This window comes from Actinomadura hibisca NBRC 15177 (assembly GCF_001552635.1).
Lineage (GTDB): Bacteria > Actinomycetota > Actinomycetes > Streptosporangiales > Streptosporangiaceae > Spirillospora > Spirillospora hibisca.
The window spans coordinates 55,458-70,429 of record NZ_BCRO01000072.1 but is presented as its reverse complement, the minus strand read 5'-3'; the positions used below and the strand labels follow the sequence as shown (position 1 = coordinate 70,429).

The window sequence follows — 14,972 nt, the reverse complement described above, 5'->3', positions numbered from 1 at the left end:
CCCCGGTGGCCAGGGTCGCTGGGCATGTTCGGGCACGGGGTTGAGGTTGTTGGCCGGGTGCGGAGTGCGGGGCTGAGGTCGCTGGTCACGTGTGGGGCGCAGGGCTGGCGTCGTTGAACACACGCGCAGCGCGGGCTGAGGTAGTTGCGCGGAGCGTAGGCAGAGCGCAGGGCTAAAGTCCCCCGCCCCCAGAACCCTCCCGAGCCCGCAGCGCACGCAGTTCGATCGCGTCCAGGAACAACCCCATCGCCACCTCGAACTGATCCTCCTCATCAACCGCGGCCAGATGCCCAGCCACCGCAGCGATGTTGGGATACACCTCCGGCGGCGCAGCCAGATACTCCCGCCCCCAGGCCGCCCGATCCCCCGCCCGCGCGCTGTCCTCCAGCGAGAGCTGGCTCGCCTCGAACGCGGTATACGACAACGCCACATCCACCAGCGCCCGATAGCACGAAGCCGCTTCCTTGCCCTCCAGCCCGGCCTGGAACAGCGCCCCCAGCACGATGTCGGCTCCCAGGAACTCCGCGTCCCTGCGCGACGTCCGGCCCGCCACGATCGACGCCACCCTCGGATGCGCCAGGCAGGCCCGCCGCACCCTCCGCGCCAGGTTCTCCAGCGTCTCGCGCCAGTCCTCCGCCTTCTCGGCCGGACTGAACCCCTCCAGCGACTCCGCCAGAATCCGGTCCGTCAGGCCCAGCAGCAGGTCGTCCTTGCCACCGAAGTGCCGCAGCACCGCCGTGTGGTCGACCCCCAGCTCCACGCCCAGCCGCCGCAAGGTCAGGGCGTCGGCTCCTTCGCGCTCGACGATCCCCATCGCCGTGTCGAGGATCAGCTCAGGGGTCAGGAACCCCAGCGACCGCCGCCGCCGCTTACCGGCCGCACCGCCACCAGGCTCCGGACCCGCACCCGAGGCCGCATCCTGCGTTTTCTGAGAAGGCCGCGCCACGCCGCCAGCCTACCGGCCGACAGACCGCCGCCCCGGTGATCGACGATCACCGCCGCCCCATAGCGTTCACCTTCACATCACCGCAACGCACAACAGTACAAATGTTGCATTATCCATCATCCTCTTGCAACGAGTATTAGCCGTCTACCTGCATAGATATCATTTCCACGCAACAAACTTGTTGCCAACTCTCGAAAAGCAACGTAGCGTTTCCATCAACAGAAACATCGAGCACACACCCCCCAGGAGCACACCATGCACAACTTCGCCACCCCCGCCCCCGTCGCCGCCACCCTCGACATCCCCGCCGGTCGTGTCCGCTTCATCGCCGCCGACCGCACCGACACCACCGTCGTCGTCCTGCCCGCCGACGCCGCCAAGAGCCGCGACGTCAAGGCCGCCGAGCAGACCGGCGTCGAGTACCGCGACGGCGTCCTCCGCATCCAGACCGCCGCCAAGAACAAGCTCATGGGCTCCACCGGTTCCGTCGAGGTGACCGTCCAACTGCCCGCCGGTTCCAGCGTCGATGCCAAGGCCGCCAGCGCCGAGTTCCAGTGCACCGGGCGGCTCGGCGAGGTCTCCTTCGAGGGCTCGCACGGTTCCGTCGAGATCGACGAGGCCGCCAGCGCCCACCTCACCCTCGCCAGCGGTGACGTCCAGGTCGGCCGCCTCACCGGCTCCGCGCAGATCAGCACCATGCAGGGCGACATCCGCGTCACCGAGGCCGCGCACGGCACCGTCGTGCTGCGCGCCCAGGCCGGTGCGATCACGGTCGGCGCGGCCCCCGGCGTCTCGGCCTCCCTGGACGCCGACACCGCCAGCGGCCGCATCCACAACAGCCTCAAGAACAACGGGAGCCGCGACCTCGAAATCCACGCCACCACCTCGCACGGCGACATCACCGCACGCGGCCTCTGACCCGCCCCGGCGGAGGAGCGCGGGGGCGGACGGCGGCACTGTCGTCCGAGACGCGAAGAAGATCACCGGGTTCGGGCAATCAGCGCTGACCACTTCCAGAGAGGCGCCGGATGTATGACCGCGACCCACGCTCCTCCCCCGCGCATGGCTGAGGCGGTGTCCGACGCGTCGATCATCGAGCGGGCCCGGCACGAGCCCGAGCTGTTCTCGGTGATCTTCGATCGGTACTTCGCCGCCATCCACCGGTACGCGGCCGCCCGGATCGGCCCGAGCGCCGCCGACGACGTCGCCGCCGAGACCTTCCTGGTCGCCTTCGACCAGCGGGACCGCTACGACCCGGCCTGGCCCGCCGCGCGGGCCTGGCTGTACGGCATCGCCACCAACCTGATCGGCCGGCACCGCCGCGGCGAGATCCGGTTCTACCGAGCGCTGAGCCGGTCGGCGGTCCGCGACGAGGTCGGCGGCCACGACGACCGGGTCGCCGACCAGGTCAGCGCCGAGGGCGTGAGCCCCGAGCTGGCCCGGGGCCTGGCCCGGCTGTCCAAGGGCGACCGCGACGCGCTGCTGCTCGTCGTCTGCGCCCAGTTCAGCTACGCGGAGGTGGCGCAGGCCCTCGCCATCCCGGTCGGCACCGTCGGCTCCCGCATCAACCGGGCACGGCGCAAACTCCGTAAGACCCTCGCTCCCGCGGCACGAGAGGCGACGAACAATGGATGACCTGCGGCGGTTGCGAGACCGGCACGACGCGCTGCCCGACCCGGCGCCGGAGACCGTCACCCGGGCCCGCGAGCGGTTGACCTCCCACATGCGGCGGGCGCCGGCCGGGCGCGGGAAGCGGTCGCGGCGTCCGGCACTGGCGCTGGGACTGGGCCTGGTCGGCGCGGCCACGGCGACGGTGCTGGCGGTGACGCTGGCGGGCGGCGGAACCGTCGAGGACCGTCCCGACGGCCCGCCGACCGCCCGGCTGCGCCCCGTCGCCAATGCCCAGGACCTGGCCAGCAACGCGGTGATCAAAGCGGCGGCCCAGGACGGCCCCGCGCCTCGGCCCCACCAGTGGGCGTACCTGAAGGCCATCACCATGAAGATGCCCGGTGACAGCGGGGAGACGCACACCGGCGAAGTGTGGTGCCGGATCGACGACTGGGGTTACGCCGACTACCGCGGCGGAAGGCTGACGCTCCACAAGGGCTCCGAGCGCCAGGTCGACTACCGGGACATCCTCCCCCTGCCGACCGACCCCGACCAGCTCCTCGCCCGCATCTACCAGCGGGTCGGGACCACCGGCATGGGCCCCGGCCGGAGGATCGTCACCAAGTCCGAGGAGGAACGCCACGAGGAGGCGTTCATGGAGATCCAGATGATCATGTTCGACAGCGTGCTGCCGCCCCGGCTCCGCGCCGCCCTGTACGGCGCGATGGCCAAGATCCCCGGCGTCCGGTACGAGCCCGGCAGCCACGACCTGGCCGGGCGGCGGGGCGTCACCCTCTACCGCCTTCAGCGGGGCTACCTGCGCAACGAGGTCTTCGTCGCCCCGGACACCTACGCGTACCTCGGCCAGCGCATCGTCGTCGTCAAAGACCAGAAGACGGGGGCGCCCGACCTGGGCACGAGCACGCAGCGGAAGGGCACCGTCGTCAGTTGGAACAGCGTGCTGAAGGCCGCCATCGTCGACGAGGCGGGCCAGCGCCCCTGACCGGCGGGGCCCAAAAATTAGCACCACTGTTGACACCAGTGGTGCTAACGGTTTTGATCCTCCTGAGATTCCCCCTGTGCGCCACTCAGGAGTGCGTATGAGCAGCCATCTCCGAAGAGCCACCACCGCCGCGCTGTCGATCCTGCTGGTAGGCGTGGCGGCGACCGTCCTCACGGCCACCGCCACCGCGAACGCGAACGCCCGCCCCACCTCCGTCGCCATCCGCGCCACCGTCGGTGCGCTCCCCCTCCCCGAACGCCTCCCCCTCCCGCTGCTGGCCCACCTCCCCTTCTCCCCCACCATGGAGGTGCGGCCCGCAGCGGCCCCCGTGCAACTGACCGGAAAGGGCGGCGTCGTCGACACCGCCTACACCTACGAAGGCCGACGCAGCACGGTGCAGGACTTCCTCAAGCGCTCCTCCACCGCCGCCTTCATCGTCCTGCGCGACGACCAGATCCTCGGCGAGCAGTACTTCTCCGGCTACAACGCCCGCAGCCTGTTCAACTCCTGGTCGGTCGGCAAGACCGTCACCGCCACGGCCGTCGGCATCGCGCTCGACGAAGGGCGCATCGCCTCGCTGGACGATCCCGTGACGAAGTACGTCCCCGAACTGAAGGGCACCGGCTACGGCAACGTCTCCGTCCGCAACGTCGTGCGCATGTCCTCCGGCAACGACTGGTCCGAGCGCAACGCCGACTACTTCAACCCCACCACCGGCATCGTCAAGGCGTCCATCCGCATGGGCCTCGGCACCCCGATGACCACGCTCGCCAAGGAGACCAAGGCCGCCTTCCCGCCGGGCGGCAAGTTCAACTACGACAGCATGAACTCCTACGTCCTGGCGTGGGTGCTGGAGCGGGCAACCGGCCGTCCGATGGCCTCCTACCTGGAGGAAAAGCTCTGGAAGCCCGCCGGAATGGCGGACACCATGAAGTTCGGCCGGGACTACCAGGGCAATCCCCTCGGGTACTGCTGCTACTTCGCCACCGCCCGCGACTTCGCCCGCTTCGGTCTGCTCTACGCCCGCGAAGGGCAGGCGCACGGCCGCCAGGTCGTCCCGGCGTCCTGGGTGCGCGACTCGACGCGGCCGAGCGCGCCGCAGTTCGCGCCCGGCAGGCTGTACCCCGGTGAGCCGGACGCGCCCGAGAACGCCTTCGGCTACGGGTACGGCTGGTGGCTCGGCGACGGCGACCGCGGCGACCACCTCGCCATCGGCATCCTCGGCGAGTTCGTCTACGTCTCGCCGCGCGACCGCACCGTCATCCTCAAGATCAGCGAGGATCTCAACTCCGGGAACCACGAGGGCGAGTCCCTCGCCGCGTTCCGTGCCATAGCCGACGAGATCGCCCGCTCCTGACCGCGTCCTGTCCTGTCCGGCGCGCGCCGGACAGGACAGGCCCGGCGATCAGCCCGTGGGCGACGGGCTGGGCTCGGCGGCCGGCGGAGAGCTGGACGGAAGCTCGCTCCCCCGAACCGGAGGCTTGACCGCCCCGTCCATGGTCGGCTTGGGCCCCACGAACAGCAGCACCTGGCCGCCCGCCCACGGCGCGGCGTCGTGGACGTACCAGTTCCCCGGCACCTGCCCCGGGTAGAGGATCTTCGACACCCCGCCGTCCATGACCCGGTACTCGGGCACGGTGACGTTCCGCTTCTTCAGGTCGGCCAGCACCTCCGACACGTGCCGCTTCCGGTACGTCATCCCGTGCAGGGCCTCGCCGCGCGCGTTCGCCTGCGCGGTGCTGCTGTACTTCTCGCCGCGACGCGCCGCGCGGCCGAAGACCACGCTGGCGCTGCCCTTGTAGCCGATCCGGATCCGCACCCCCACCGTGCAGTCCTGCCCGCCGCTGGGGACCTCGCAGGCGCCCTTCACCCGGATGTCGCCGAAGTCGCTCGGGCGCGTGCCCTCGCTGACGCCCTGCATGACGACGGTGCCCACCATCGAGGGCGAGACGGGCACCAGGCTCAGGCCGACCTTCAGGTCGTGCTTGAGGAACTCCGCCCGGTACCGCTTGGGGTCGGCGTACGGGTCGCGGATGCGCACGTCGAGGTAGTCGCCCTTGCGGGTGAAGCTGAGCGCGGCGACCAGCTTGACCGGCCCCTGCGTGCTCGGCGTCGGCGCGAGCCGGGCGGTGGTGCCGGAGTCGCCGGGCTGCGCGACGAGCGCGACGGCGACCGCCGTCCCGGCCACGCCCGTGGCCAGCAGCGGCAGCGCCAGCTTGCGCCGGGGCCGCGTCCGGACCGGGGCGACGGTCTCGTCGGCCTGGGCCGTCGCCGAGGTGGCGGTGATCCGCCTGCCCAGTTCGGCGGCCGTGTCGTCGGCGAGCAGTTCGGCGGCGCGGGCGTCGGTGACGGGGGCGATGCGGCCGACGAGCGTGTCGATGTCGTGGTTCATGCGCGGTCTCCGTTGCTGAGCGCTGCCGACAGGGCGTGGGTGGGCGGGGCGGAGGCTCCGCGCCGGTCGAGTTCGCGGGCGAAGCGGCGGCGGGCCCGGTACAGGCGGATGCGCACCGCGTTGCGCGAGCACCCCAGCACGGCGGCGATCTCGCCGTGGTCCAGGCCCTCCCAGCCGACCAGGGACAGCAGTTCCCGGTCGTTCTCGGACAGTTCGCCGAACGCCGCGGCGATGGCGGCCCGGTCGCCCCCGTCCGCGCGGAGCTCGCGGTGCGACGCCAGATCGACCCGCAACTGCCCGGCCAGGTCGCCGACCAGCGCCGACCGGCGGCGCTCGCCCCGGTGGTGGTTGGCCAGCACGCGGCGGGCGACGCCGTAGAGCCAGAGCCCGGCCGCCTCGCCGCGCGGCACGTCGTCCAGCTTCCGCCAGGCGATCAGGAAGGTCTCGGCCAGGACGTCGGCGGCGTCCTGCGGGTCGGCCGTGCGGCGCAGCGCGTAGGCGAGGATCCTGGCCCGGTGCCCGGCGTAGACCTGCTCGAAGCGGCGCCGCCGTTCATCGGGTGGAGGCTCCGGGATGGCTGACACGTGCTCTCCTCTCGCCGTACGGACGGGACGATCACCACATGTCCGCCACCGGGCGAGCATTTCAGCCCCGCGCGGCCCCCGGCTTCGGACGCGTCACCGCTCCACGGCGAGGCGCACGCCGAGCCCGATGAAGACGCCGCCGGTCGCGGTGTCGATCCGGCGCTTGGCGGCCTTGCGGCGGCGCAACCATCCGCCGATGCGGCCCGCCGACACCCCCACCAGGCCGTCCACCAGGAACTCCAGCGCGATCAGCACCGCGCCCAGGATCGCGAACTGGAGCCAGACCCGGCCCAGCGACGGATCGACGAACTGGGGCAGGAACGCGATGGTGAACGTGACCATCTTGGGGTTCAGCAGGTTGGTGAGCAGGCCGTTCAAGAACGCGCGACGGCCCGACATGCCGACGCCGCCCTCCTCGGGGAAGTCCTCGGCGCTCCTGCGGCGGCGGATCATCTGCACGCCGAGATAGATCAGGTAGGCGGCGCCGACGATCCGCACCACCGTGAACGCCGTCGGAACCGCCAGGAACAGCGCGGCCAGCCCCGCCGCCGCCACCGCGACGTGCACGGCCTCGCTGGTCGCGACCCCGGCCGTGGCGAGCAGCCCGGCGCGCGGACCGCCGCGCATCCCGCAGCCCAGGACGAACAACATGTCCGGACCGGGGGTGATCATGGCGACGATGGTGGTCAGGGTGAAGGCCAGGAGCAGGTGCTGATCGATGGGCATCCGCCGATCGTCGTCCCTGCCCGAACGCCGGGCAAGCCTTTTTCAGCCGGAGCGGCTCCACCAGCGGGGCGCTTCGTCGTTGGGCTCGTCCGGGCTCGCGAAGTGGAACGGCACCCCGAGCCGCGCCGCGACCTCCGCGCCGACCTGCGCAGCCTCTGCGGCCTCCGACCAGGGCGGCGCCTGCCCGTTGAAGACCCGCATGTCGCCGCCGTGCCGGATCGTCGCCAAGCGGTGCTGGGTGTTCGGATCGGCGGCGACGGCCAGCAGCAGGACGAACCAGCCGTCAGTGTCGCCGTCCCACACGGCCTCGATCGCCTCGGCCCGGTCCATGGCCCGCGCCGCCTCGGTCAGCTCGTCGGCGTCCAGGGGCTCCGACGGCTTCGGCCCCCACCTCCTGCCCAGCGCCCGGTACCTACCGGCGACCACCACCATGCAGTCACTGAGATTCGGCTGCGGTACGAGCCCAGCCTCATAGACCGCTTTGATGGCGGAGAGCCGCTGGCTCTGGAGCACCAGGGCGTCGACCTGCTCCCTGACCTCCGGCGGCAACGCCTCCCACTCCATCAGACCTTGCGCCAGCCGGGCACCCATGCCCCGTCCTCGATCTGGTAGTCGCCGAACAGCGCCGGGGCCTCCTTCGCCATCAGCTCGCCCACCTTGCCGAACAGCAGCCGGATCTCCTCCTCCGCCCCGGGCGCGGTCCGGTTCTCGATGACGTGCCGCAGCGTGCGGACGTTGGCCGTCCACGTCAGCCCCGTCGCGACGCCCTCGGGCGCGAAGCGGCGCATGAACGACGTCTTGGCCTTCTTCTCCCCGAAGTTCACGCCTTCCTCGTCCAGGCCGAAGTGCCCGGCCATCCACTGCTGGAACTCCTCCATCCGGCCCAGCAGCTCGGTGGCGCGCTCCATCAGCTCGGCGTCCCGCTCGGCCCACTCGGGGAACCAGAACGGCAGGTCGTCCAGGCGCACGAAGCGCAGCGACTCCTGCGAGATCGCGGTCCCGGCGCGGTGCCGCACCAGCTCGTGCGTGACGACGCGGCTCACGTTGTGCACCACGAACGAGAAGTTCACGTGCTCCAGCACCGAGCCGTGCGCGCTGGCCAGGATGTTGCGCAGGTACTCGTCCTGGTCGGTGCGCACGCGCCGCACGTTCGGGTTGAGGCCCGGCTCCCACGAGCGGTAGCAGATGCGGCCCGCGAACTCGGCGAGGTTCTGCGCGTCGTCCAGGTCGCCGCGGTCCACCCGCTCCAGCCAGCTCTCGCCGCCGACGTCGGCCAGGTACCCGGCGACCTCGTCGTAGTCCAGCCGGGGCCGGGCGATGAGACGGACCTGGGGTTCCACGCGACGCACGCTGTCCTCCGTTTTCGGTGCGATGAACGAACCGGGCCAGCCTCCCACAACCCTCCGATACCACCGGCCCCGCGTGCACGTCCTAGCCTTGGCGATCGAGGGTCACTGGATCTGCCGCAAGGGCCCGGTGATGTTCAGCGTCGGCGGCCAGACCACCGTCGCTTTCAAGGGCAAGTACGCCCCCGCGCCCTTCACCTGGCGCGACGACGTCACCCCCCGCGTGGTGCGGGCCGTCAGCGCGAAGCTCTGACCCGCGCGGTGACGGGGAACGGGACTGACATCGTCCGATGAGTTCCGGGGTGCTTTCCGGTCTGTACAGAGGACTGGAGGAGGAGCTCATGTTCGAGAAGACGAAGGCGTTCAGCGGGTTCTCGGTGGACGACGCGCCGAAGGCCAAGGAGTTCTACGGCGGCACGCTCGGCCTGCGGGTGTCCGAGGAGCACGGGATGCTCACCCTGCACATCGCCGGTGATCGGGACGTCCTGGTCTATCCCAAGGGTGAGCAACATGTCCCGGCGGAGTTCACCGTCCTCAACTTCCCCGTGGACGACATCGACGACGCCGTCGCCCGGCTCGCCGAGCGCGGCGTGCGCTTCGAGGTCTACGAGCACACCGACGAGCGCGGGGTGTTCCGGGCGCAGGGGCCGCCGATCGCCTGGTTCAAGGACCCGGCCGGGAACGTCCTGTCGGTGATCCAGCAGGGGTGACCGGGGTCGGCCCGGTGCCTCAGGCGGACGGCCACTCTCAGCTCGGCACCTCGCGCAGCGGGTGCAGGTCGGCGTCGCTCTCGGCGTGCGAGTTCTGCTGCGCCACCCGCGACCCGAACTCCAGGTGCTCGCGGAACGCCTGCCGGAACGGCGCGTCGTCCGGCATCCCGACCTCGTCCAGCGACTCCAGGTACAGCTCGACGAACCGGTCGCGCTGCTCGTCGGTGATCCGCAGCCCCCGGTGCACGTCGATGATGTGCGCGAAGCCCAGCTTCTCGGTGAAGCGCGGCGGGCCGCCGAACGACTCGGCGGTGAACCAGGTCAGATGGTCCACGTGGTGCGGCCTGCGCTCGGTGAACAGCTCCCGCAACACCGGGTCGGCCAGCACCTTGTCGTAGAAGGTCTCTTCCAGGCGGTGCAGCGCGCCGTCGCCGCCGGAGTGCTCGTACAGGCTGGTCATGTCCGTCCCCTCCGGAAGGCCGCCCTCGGGCCATCCTGGAGCATGGGGGTGGGGACCACCAGGCCCCAAAATAGTGGAACGAATCATTCCGTTCTGCTAGAATGGAGGCAGTCGAGCACGGAGGAACCCCCATGAGCCAGGCCACCGCCTTCCCCGTCCTGAACGCCTCGCACGACGCGCTGCGCACCGTCGCCGCCCGCCTCACCGCCGCCGACTGGGACAGCCCCACCCCGTGCGCCGACTGGACCGTCCTCCAGGTCCTGCGGCACGCCGCCGGCGACCAGCTCGGCTTCGCCGCCGCCCTCACCGGCGAGAACGGCCCCGACTTCAACCCGTTCGAGCCCTCCGGCAAGCCCGAGGACGGCGAGGACCCGCACGCCCTGCTGGAGCGGGCCGTCGCCGCGTCGGCCGCCGCCTGGGCCACCGTCGCGCCCGACGCCGAGCAGGTCGCGGTGCCGGTACCGCCGAACCAGATGACCGCCCAGATCGGCGCGGCCGCCTGCGCGCTCGACGCCGCCGTGCACGCCTGGGACCTCGCCGTCGCCACCGGGCAGCCCTCCCCGCTCACCCCGGAGCTGGCGCGGCCGCTGCTGGCGGCCGCGCGCACGTTCGTCGAGCCGCTGCGGCAGTGGGGCGCGTACGCGGCGGCGCTGGAGACGGGCGGCGACGACGTGGCCGCGCTGCTCGGCTACCTCGGCCGCCGCCCCGCCTGACGGCGGCCGCCGAACAAGATCCACAAAGTGCGGGAAAGGTCTTCTTTGCCCTGATAGATCCGTAAAGTGAGGGCCGATGACCCTCACCGAGCGCCGCCCCCTCGCCACCCCGGACGCCGCCCCCCGCCCCGGCCTGCCCGCCCGCGCCCCCTACCTGCTGGCGGCGCTTTTCGGGGTGCTCTACGCGCTGATGTCGGTCGTCCGGCACCTGCGCTACGAGACCCGCTCCTGGGACCTCGGGATCTTCGACCAGGTGGTGGCCTCCTACGCGCGGCTGGAGGCCCCGGTCTCCGACCTCAAGGGGCCGGGGTTCAACATCCTGGGCGACCACTTCAGCCCGGTCACCGCGCTGATCGCCCCGTTCTACAAGCTGTTCCCGACGCCGGTGACGCTGCTGGTGGCGCAGGCGGCGCTGCTGGCGGTGTCGGTGGTCCCGGTGACGCGGGCCGCGCGGCGCGCGCTCGGCGACGGGGCGGGCCTGGCGGTCGGCGCGGCCTACGGGTTGTCGTGGGGGCTCCAGCGCGCGGTCGACTTCGACTTCCACGAGATCTGCTTCGCGGTGCCGCTGGTCGCGTTCTCGCTGGAGGCGGTGCTGCGCGGCCGCTGGTACGTCGCGCTCGCCTGGGCGCTGCCGCTCGGCCTGGTGAAGGAGGACCTCGGGCCGACGACGGCGGCGATCGCGCTGGTCGTGCTGCTGCGGGCACGGCACACCGACCGGCGCGCGGCCGGAGCGGCGCTCGGCGCGGCGGTGTTCGGGCTGGCGTTGTGCGCGCTGACCCTGACCGTGCTGATCCCGGCGTTCAACGGCGCGGGCGGCTACGACTACTGGAGCAAGATGGGGGACGGCGCCGGGCCGCTCGCCGGATGGGACACCAAGACCCGCACGTTGTTGTGGCTGGTGCTGCCGACGACCGGGCTGCTGGCGCTGCGCTCCCCGCTGCTGATCGCCGCGATCCCCACCCTGGGCTGGCGGCTGACCTCGGGATACGAGTACTACTGGGGCACCGACTGGCACTACAGCGCGGTGCTGATGCCGATCGTCTCGCTGGCGCTGGTGGACGCGCTGCCGCGCCTCCGCGACGACGCGCGGCCCTGGCTGCGCGCGTACGCCCGGCACATTCCCGTCGCCGCGCTCGCGGTGGCGCTGGCGCTGAGCACGGCGCTGCCGATCGCGGCGCTGACCCATTGGGACACCTACCGGCCGACGCCCACGTCCAAGGCGGGCGCGCGCGTGTTGTCGGTCATCCCGGACGGGGCGACGGTCGAGGCCGACGTGCGGCCCAGCGCGCACCTCACCCAGCGTTGCCGCGTCTTCTGGGTGGGCAACACGCGCGGCATCGTCCCCGACTACATCACGATCTACGACCCCAACGTGGACCGCGAGGCGATGCTCAAGTACGCCAAGGGCCTGCACCCGGACAGCGAGTTCGCCGTGCGCGCGGCCGAGGCGGGCTTCTGGGTGCTGCAACGGACGCGCTGACGCCACGACTCCCACGGCTCCCGACCTCGGTCGGGAGCCTTTTTCATGCCCGGAGACCCAGCTCAGGGCACCCTTTGACGCCACTTGGCGACACTCGCGCTTGCATATGACGCCAAGCTGATGTCATAGTGGCGTCATGGACCTCACGCCGTACGTCGATCACCTCCGCCGGGAGCTGGCGGCCACCGCCGCGATCGGCGGACCGCAGGTCGGCGAGCCCGCCGCGCGCCTCATCGACGCGCTGGAGCCCGTCGCCCGGATGGCCCTGCTGGAAGCGCTGAGCGACGCGACCGACGAGATCACCCGCGAGCTGGCACCTGGCGCGGTCGAGGTGCGGCTGCGCGGCGGGCGACTCGGCTTCGTCGTGACATCACCGCCCCGCGACATGACGCCACATGACGCCACGGTGGCCCCGGAAGCATCCGAGGCCGACGAGGGCGGCACCGCCCGCGTCTCGTTGCGGCTCGCCGAGCACCTCAAGCACCGCGCCGAGGAGGCCGCCGCCCGCGACGGCCTGTCGGTCAACGCCTGGCTGGTGCGCGCCGTCCGGACCGCACTGGACACCCCGCCCGCCGTCCCGCCGCGCACCGGCCAGATCCAGACGGGCTGGATGCGCTGACCCCGCGCGTCCGCCCGCCCGTCCCCCGCACCGCCAAGGAGCCACGATGCCCACCTTCGCCACCCCCGAGCCGATCTCCGTCCGCCTCGACGTCGTCGGCGCGGTCCACCTCAACGCGAGCGACCGCGCCGACACCGCCGTCACCGTCGTGCCCCGCAACCCCCGCGACAGCGCCGACGTCCGGGCCGCCGAGCAGACCCGCGTGGACCTGTCCGGCGACCTGCTCGTGATCAAGATGCCGCGGGAGCGCACGCTGCGCACCCTGTTCCGCTGGGGCGGCCGGGTCGAGGTCACCCTCGACCTGCCCGCCGGGTCCCGGCTGCACGCCGACGCGGTCGCCGCCTTCCATTCCACCGGCGCGCTGGGCGAGACCCGCATCAGGACCGGGCACGGCGACATCCGGCTGGCCCGAACCGGCCCCGCCGAGCTGTCCACCGACCACGGTTCCATCGACCTGGACGAGGCGGACGGCGACCTGCGGCTCGGCACCCTGCACGGCGACATCACCGTCGGCCGGTCCCGGGGCGAGGTGGACGCCCGGACCGCGCACGGCGCCATCCGCGTGGGCCGCGCCGCCGCGTCGGTCGCGATGGACACCACCTGCGGCGACCTGGAGGTCGGCATCGCCGACGGCCTCGCCGCCTGGCTGGACGTGCGCACCCTGTGGGGCCGCGTGCGCAACGAGCTGACCCCCGCGGGCGGCCCGCCCGAGGAGGGCGGCACCGTCCGGGTGCACGCGCACAGCGGCACCGGCGACATCCTCATCCGCCGCGGCTGACCCGCCCCTCCCCCACCCCTGGAAAGGACGAACGTGATGGAACGCCATCCGCGCCGCTGGTGGATCCTGGTCGTGTTGTGCCTCAGCACGCTGGTGCTGGTCATCGACAACATGGTGCTGAACGTGGCGATCCCGCCGCTGACCCGCGACCTCGGCGCCAGCACCCGGGACATCCAGTGGATCATGGAGTCCTACATGCTGGTGTTCGCCGGGCTGCTGCTGGCCTCGGGCAGCCTGTCGGACCGGTTCGGCCGCCGCAGGATCATGGTCGTCGGCCTGGTGGTGTTCGGGCTGGCCTCGCTGGCCGGGACGCTGGCCGACAGCCCCGGCCAGCTCATCGCGGCCCGGGTGCTGATGGGCGTCGGCGGCGCGCTGGTCATGCCGAGCACGTTGTCGATCCTCATCACCGTCTTCGACGAGCAGGAGCGCCGCAAGGCGATGGCCGCCTGGTCGGCGGTGGCGATGGTCGGCCTGGTCGGCGGCCCGGTGCTGGGCGGCGTGCTGATCGCCCACTTCTGGTGGGGCGCGGTCTTCCTGATCAACATCCCGGTCGCGCTGCTCGCCATCGTCGCCGCGCTGGTGCTGATGCCCGAGTCCAAGGGCCCGTGGCGCAAGCCGGACCCGCTGGGCGCGGTGTTGTCCACCGTGGGCATGGCCGCGCTCGTCTGGGTGATCAACGCGCTGCCGACGCACGGGCTGTCGCGCCCGGGCACGCAGGCCGCGCTCGCGGTCGCGGTGGTGGCGCTGGCCGGATTCCTGGTCTGGGAGACCCGCTCGGCGTCGCCGATGGTGCCGCTCGGCCTGTTCCGCGACCGCAACTTCAGCGGCGCGAGCTTCTCGCTGGTGCTGCTGAGCTTCGCCAACGGCGGCCTGCTGCTCGCGCTGACGCAGTACCTGCAGTTCGTGCTCGGCTACTCGCCCAGCAAGACGGGCCTGACGTTCCTGCCGATGGCGGTGGCGATGTTGCTGGTCAACACCGTCGCGGCCACGCTCGGCCAGAAGATCGGCAACCGCGTGCTGACGGTGGCGGGCCTCGCGGTCATGGCGGGCGGGTTCGGGGTGCTGGCGGCGATCGAGCCCGGCGACGGCTTCGGGATGATCGCGCTGGCCAGCGTGATCATGGGCGTGGGCGGCGGCCTGGCGATGCCCGCGGCGATCGGCGCGCTGATGGGCGCGGTCCCCGCCGAGCACGCGGGCGTCGGCTCGGCCCTGAACGACACGATCCAGCAGGCCGGCGCGGCGCTGGGCGTGGCGGTGCTGGGCAGCGTGATGGCGGCGTCGTACACCGACGGGATGCCGGACTCGGCGACCGGCCGGGCCCGCGAGTCGGTGCAGGACGCGCTGGCGGTGGCGGCCGCGACGGGCGACACCGGCCTGGCGGCCGCGGCCCGCGACGTGTTCACCACGGCGATGACGACGGGCTTCCTGGCGGGCGCGTGCGGGGTGGTGGCGGCGGCGGTGCTGGCGCTGGTGGTGATGAAGGACCGCAAGCCGGTCACGGAGGGCGACGCGGACGGCCCGGCGGACGGCCACGCCGCGACCGTGGCGGAGCCGGTCGCCTGACCACTCCTCCGCCGAGCGGGCCCGGGACACCTCACCGTCCCGGG

Annotated in this window: 18 protein-coding genes; 11 read left to right on the top strand and 7 right to left on the bottom strand. The window is 72.1% G+C overall.

Features of this window, described 5'->3' with window-relative positions; all coding sequences use genetic code 11:
- Positions 1 to 172 precede the first annotated feature (172 nt).
- Positions 173 to 946 carry a TetR/AcrR family transcriptional regulator gene (locus AH6_RS29835; protein WP_245679526.1) on the bottom strand — a complete coding sequence of 258 codons (774 nt, stop codon included), beginning with the start codon at positions 944 to 946 and terminating at the stop codon, positions 173 to 175.
- 255 nt (positions 947 to 1,201) lie between these two features.
- On the opposite strand from AH6_RS29835, the gene AH6_RS29830 reads away from it, so the two are divergent.
- The 4 genes from AH6_RS29830 to AH6_RS29815 all read left to right on the top strand — a co-directional run bounded on the left by AH6_RS29830 (position 1,202) and on the right by AH6_RS29815 (position 4,914).
- Positions 1,202 to 1,864 carry a DUF4097 family beta strand repeat-containing protein gene (locus tag AH6_RS29830; RefSeq protein ID WP_067486512.1) on the top strand — a complete coding sequence of 221 codons (663 nt, stop codon included), beginning with the start codon at positions 1,202 to 1,204 and terminating at the stop codon, positions 1,862 to 1,864.
- Between the two features lie 144 nt (positions 1,865 to 2,008).
- Entirely contained in the window at positions 2,009 to 2,581 is a 573-nt protein-coding gene (locus tag AH6_RS29825; RefSeq protein ID WP_067486509.1) for an RNA polymerase sigma factor, read from the top strand.
- Positions 2,574 to 3,557, top strand: coding sequence for a CU044_5270 family protein (locus AH6_RS29820; protein WP_067486506.1), 984 nt, complete (start codon positions 2,574 to 2,576; stop codon positions 3,555 to 3,557). Before AH6_RS29825 ends, AH6_RS29820 begins: the two co-directional genes overlap by 8 nt.
- A 97-nt stretch (positions 3,558 to 3,654) precedes the next feature.
- A complete protein-coding gene (locus AH6_RS29815) occupies positions 3,655 to 4,914 on the top strand; it encodes a serine hydrolase domain-containing protein (protein ID WP_083983602.1) in 1,260 nt (419 codons plus the stop codon).
- Between the two features lie 48 nt (positions 4,915 to 4,962).
- Here the strand turns inward: AH6_RS29815 and AH6_RS29810 are convergent, their stop codons facing one another.
- The 5 genes from AH6_RS29810 to thyX all read right to left on the bottom strand — a co-directional run bounded on the left by AH6_RS29810 (position 4,963) and on the right by thyX (position 8,608).
- Entirely contained in the window at positions 4,963 to 5,949 is a 987-nt protein-coding gene (locus AH6_RS29810) for a hypothetical protein (RefSeq protein WP_067486503.1), read from the bottom strand.
- Complete coding sequence (locus tag AH6_RS29805) at positions 5,946 to 6,533, bottom strand: RNA polymerase sigma factor (RefSeq protein WP_067486500.1); 588 nt, start codon at positions 6,531 to 6,533, stop codon at positions 5,946 to 5,948. The genes AH6_RS29810 and AH6_RS29805 overlap by 4 nt, the downstream gene beginning before the upstream one ends.
- A 93-nt stretch (positions 6,534 to 6,626) precedes the next feature.
- Positions 6,627 to 7,259: a LysE family translocator gene (locus AH6_RS29800; RefSeq protein WP_067486498.1), complete on the bottom strand. Its 633-nt coding sequence runs from the start codon at positions 7,257 to 7,259 to the stop codon at positions 6,627 to 6,629.
- 42 nt (positions 7,260 to 7,301) lie between these two features.
- Complete coding sequence (locus AH6_RS29795) at positions 7,302 to 7,850, bottom strand: hypothetical protein (RefSeq protein ID WP_245679525.1); 549 nt, start codon at positions 7,848 to 7,850, stop codon at positions 7,302 to 7,304.
- Positions 7,823 to 8,608, bottom strand: coding sequence for an FAD-dependent thymidylate synthase (gene thyX, locus AH6_RS29790; RefSeq protein WP_067486495.1), 786 nt, complete (start codon positions 8,606 to 8,608; stop codon positions 7,823 to 7,825). Before thyX ends, AH6_RS29795 begins: the two co-directional genes overlap by 28 nt.
- An 88-nt stretch (positions 8,609 to 8,696) precedes the next feature.
- Here thyX and AH6_RS44235 point away from each other — a divergent pair, with 88 nt between their 5' ends.
- Together AH6_RS44235 and AH6_RS29785 are read left to right on the top strand one after the other, a co-directional pair.
- Positions 8,697 to 8,858, top strand: coding sequence for a hypothetical protein (locus AH6_RS44235; RefSeq protein ID WP_157431807.1), 162 nt, complete (start codon positions 8,697 to 8,699; stop codon positions 8,856 to 8,858).
- 88 nt (positions 8,859 to 8,946) lie between these two features.
- The gene (locus AH6_RS29785; protein WP_067486492.1) at positions 8,947 to 9,315 is read left to right on the top strand and encodes a VOC family protein; all 369 of its coding nucleotides are present in this window, start codon (positions 8,947 to 8,949) and stop codon (positions 9,313 to 9,315) included.
- A 37-nt stretch (positions 9,316 to 9,352) separates the two neighbouring features.
- Here the strand turns inward: AH6_RS29785 and AH6_RS29780 are convergent, their stop codons facing one another.
- Positions 9,353 to 9,775 (bottom strand): group II truncated hemoglobin, encoded by a 423-nt coding sequence (locus AH6_RS29780; RefSeq protein ID WP_067486489.1) that lies wholly within the window; start codon positions 9,773 to 9,775, stop codon positions 9,353 to 9,355.
- Between the two features lie 131 nt (positions 9,776 to 9,906).
- Between AH6_RS29780 and AH6_RS29775 the strand changes: the two genes are divergently transcribed.
- From AH6_RS29775 to AH6_RS29755, 5 genes are all read left to right on the top strand, one after another.
- Positions 9,907 to 10,488, top strand: coding sequence for a TIGR03086 family metal-binding protein (locus tag AH6_RS29775; RefSeq protein ID WP_067486486.1), 582 nt, complete (start codon positions 9,907 to 9,909; stop codon positions 10,486 to 10,488).
- Positions 10,489 to 10,564: 76 nt separating this feature from the next.
- Entirely contained in the window at positions 10,565 to 11,968 is a 1,404-nt protein-coding gene (locus AH6_RS29770; RefSeq protein WP_083983600.1) for a DUF2079 domain-containing protein, read from the top strand.
- Positions 11,969 to 12,104: 136 nt separating this feature from the next.
- On the top strand, positions 12,105 to 12,587 hold the full coding sequence (locus tag AH6_RS29765) for a hypothetical protein (protein ID WP_067486484.1): 483 nt from the start codon (positions 12,105 to 12,107) through the stop codon (positions 12,585 to 12,587).
- A 46-nt stretch (positions 12,588 to 12,633) separates the two neighbouring features.
- Complete coding sequence (locus AH6_RS29760; RefSeq protein ID WP_067486481.1) at positions 12,634 to 13,365, top strand: DUF4097 family beta strand repeat-containing protein; 732 nt, start codon at positions 12,634 to 12,636, stop codon at positions 13,363 to 13,365.
- Positions 13,366 to 13,401: 36 nt separating this feature from the next.
- Positions 13,402 to 14,928 carry an MFS transporter gene (locus AH6_RS29755; protein ID WP_067486478.1) on the top strand — a complete coding sequence of 509 codons (1,527 nt, stop codon included), beginning with the start codon at positions 13,402 to 13,404 and terminating at the stop codon, positions 14,926 to 14,928.
- The last annotated feature ends 44 nt before the right edge of the window (positions 14,929 to 14,972 follow it).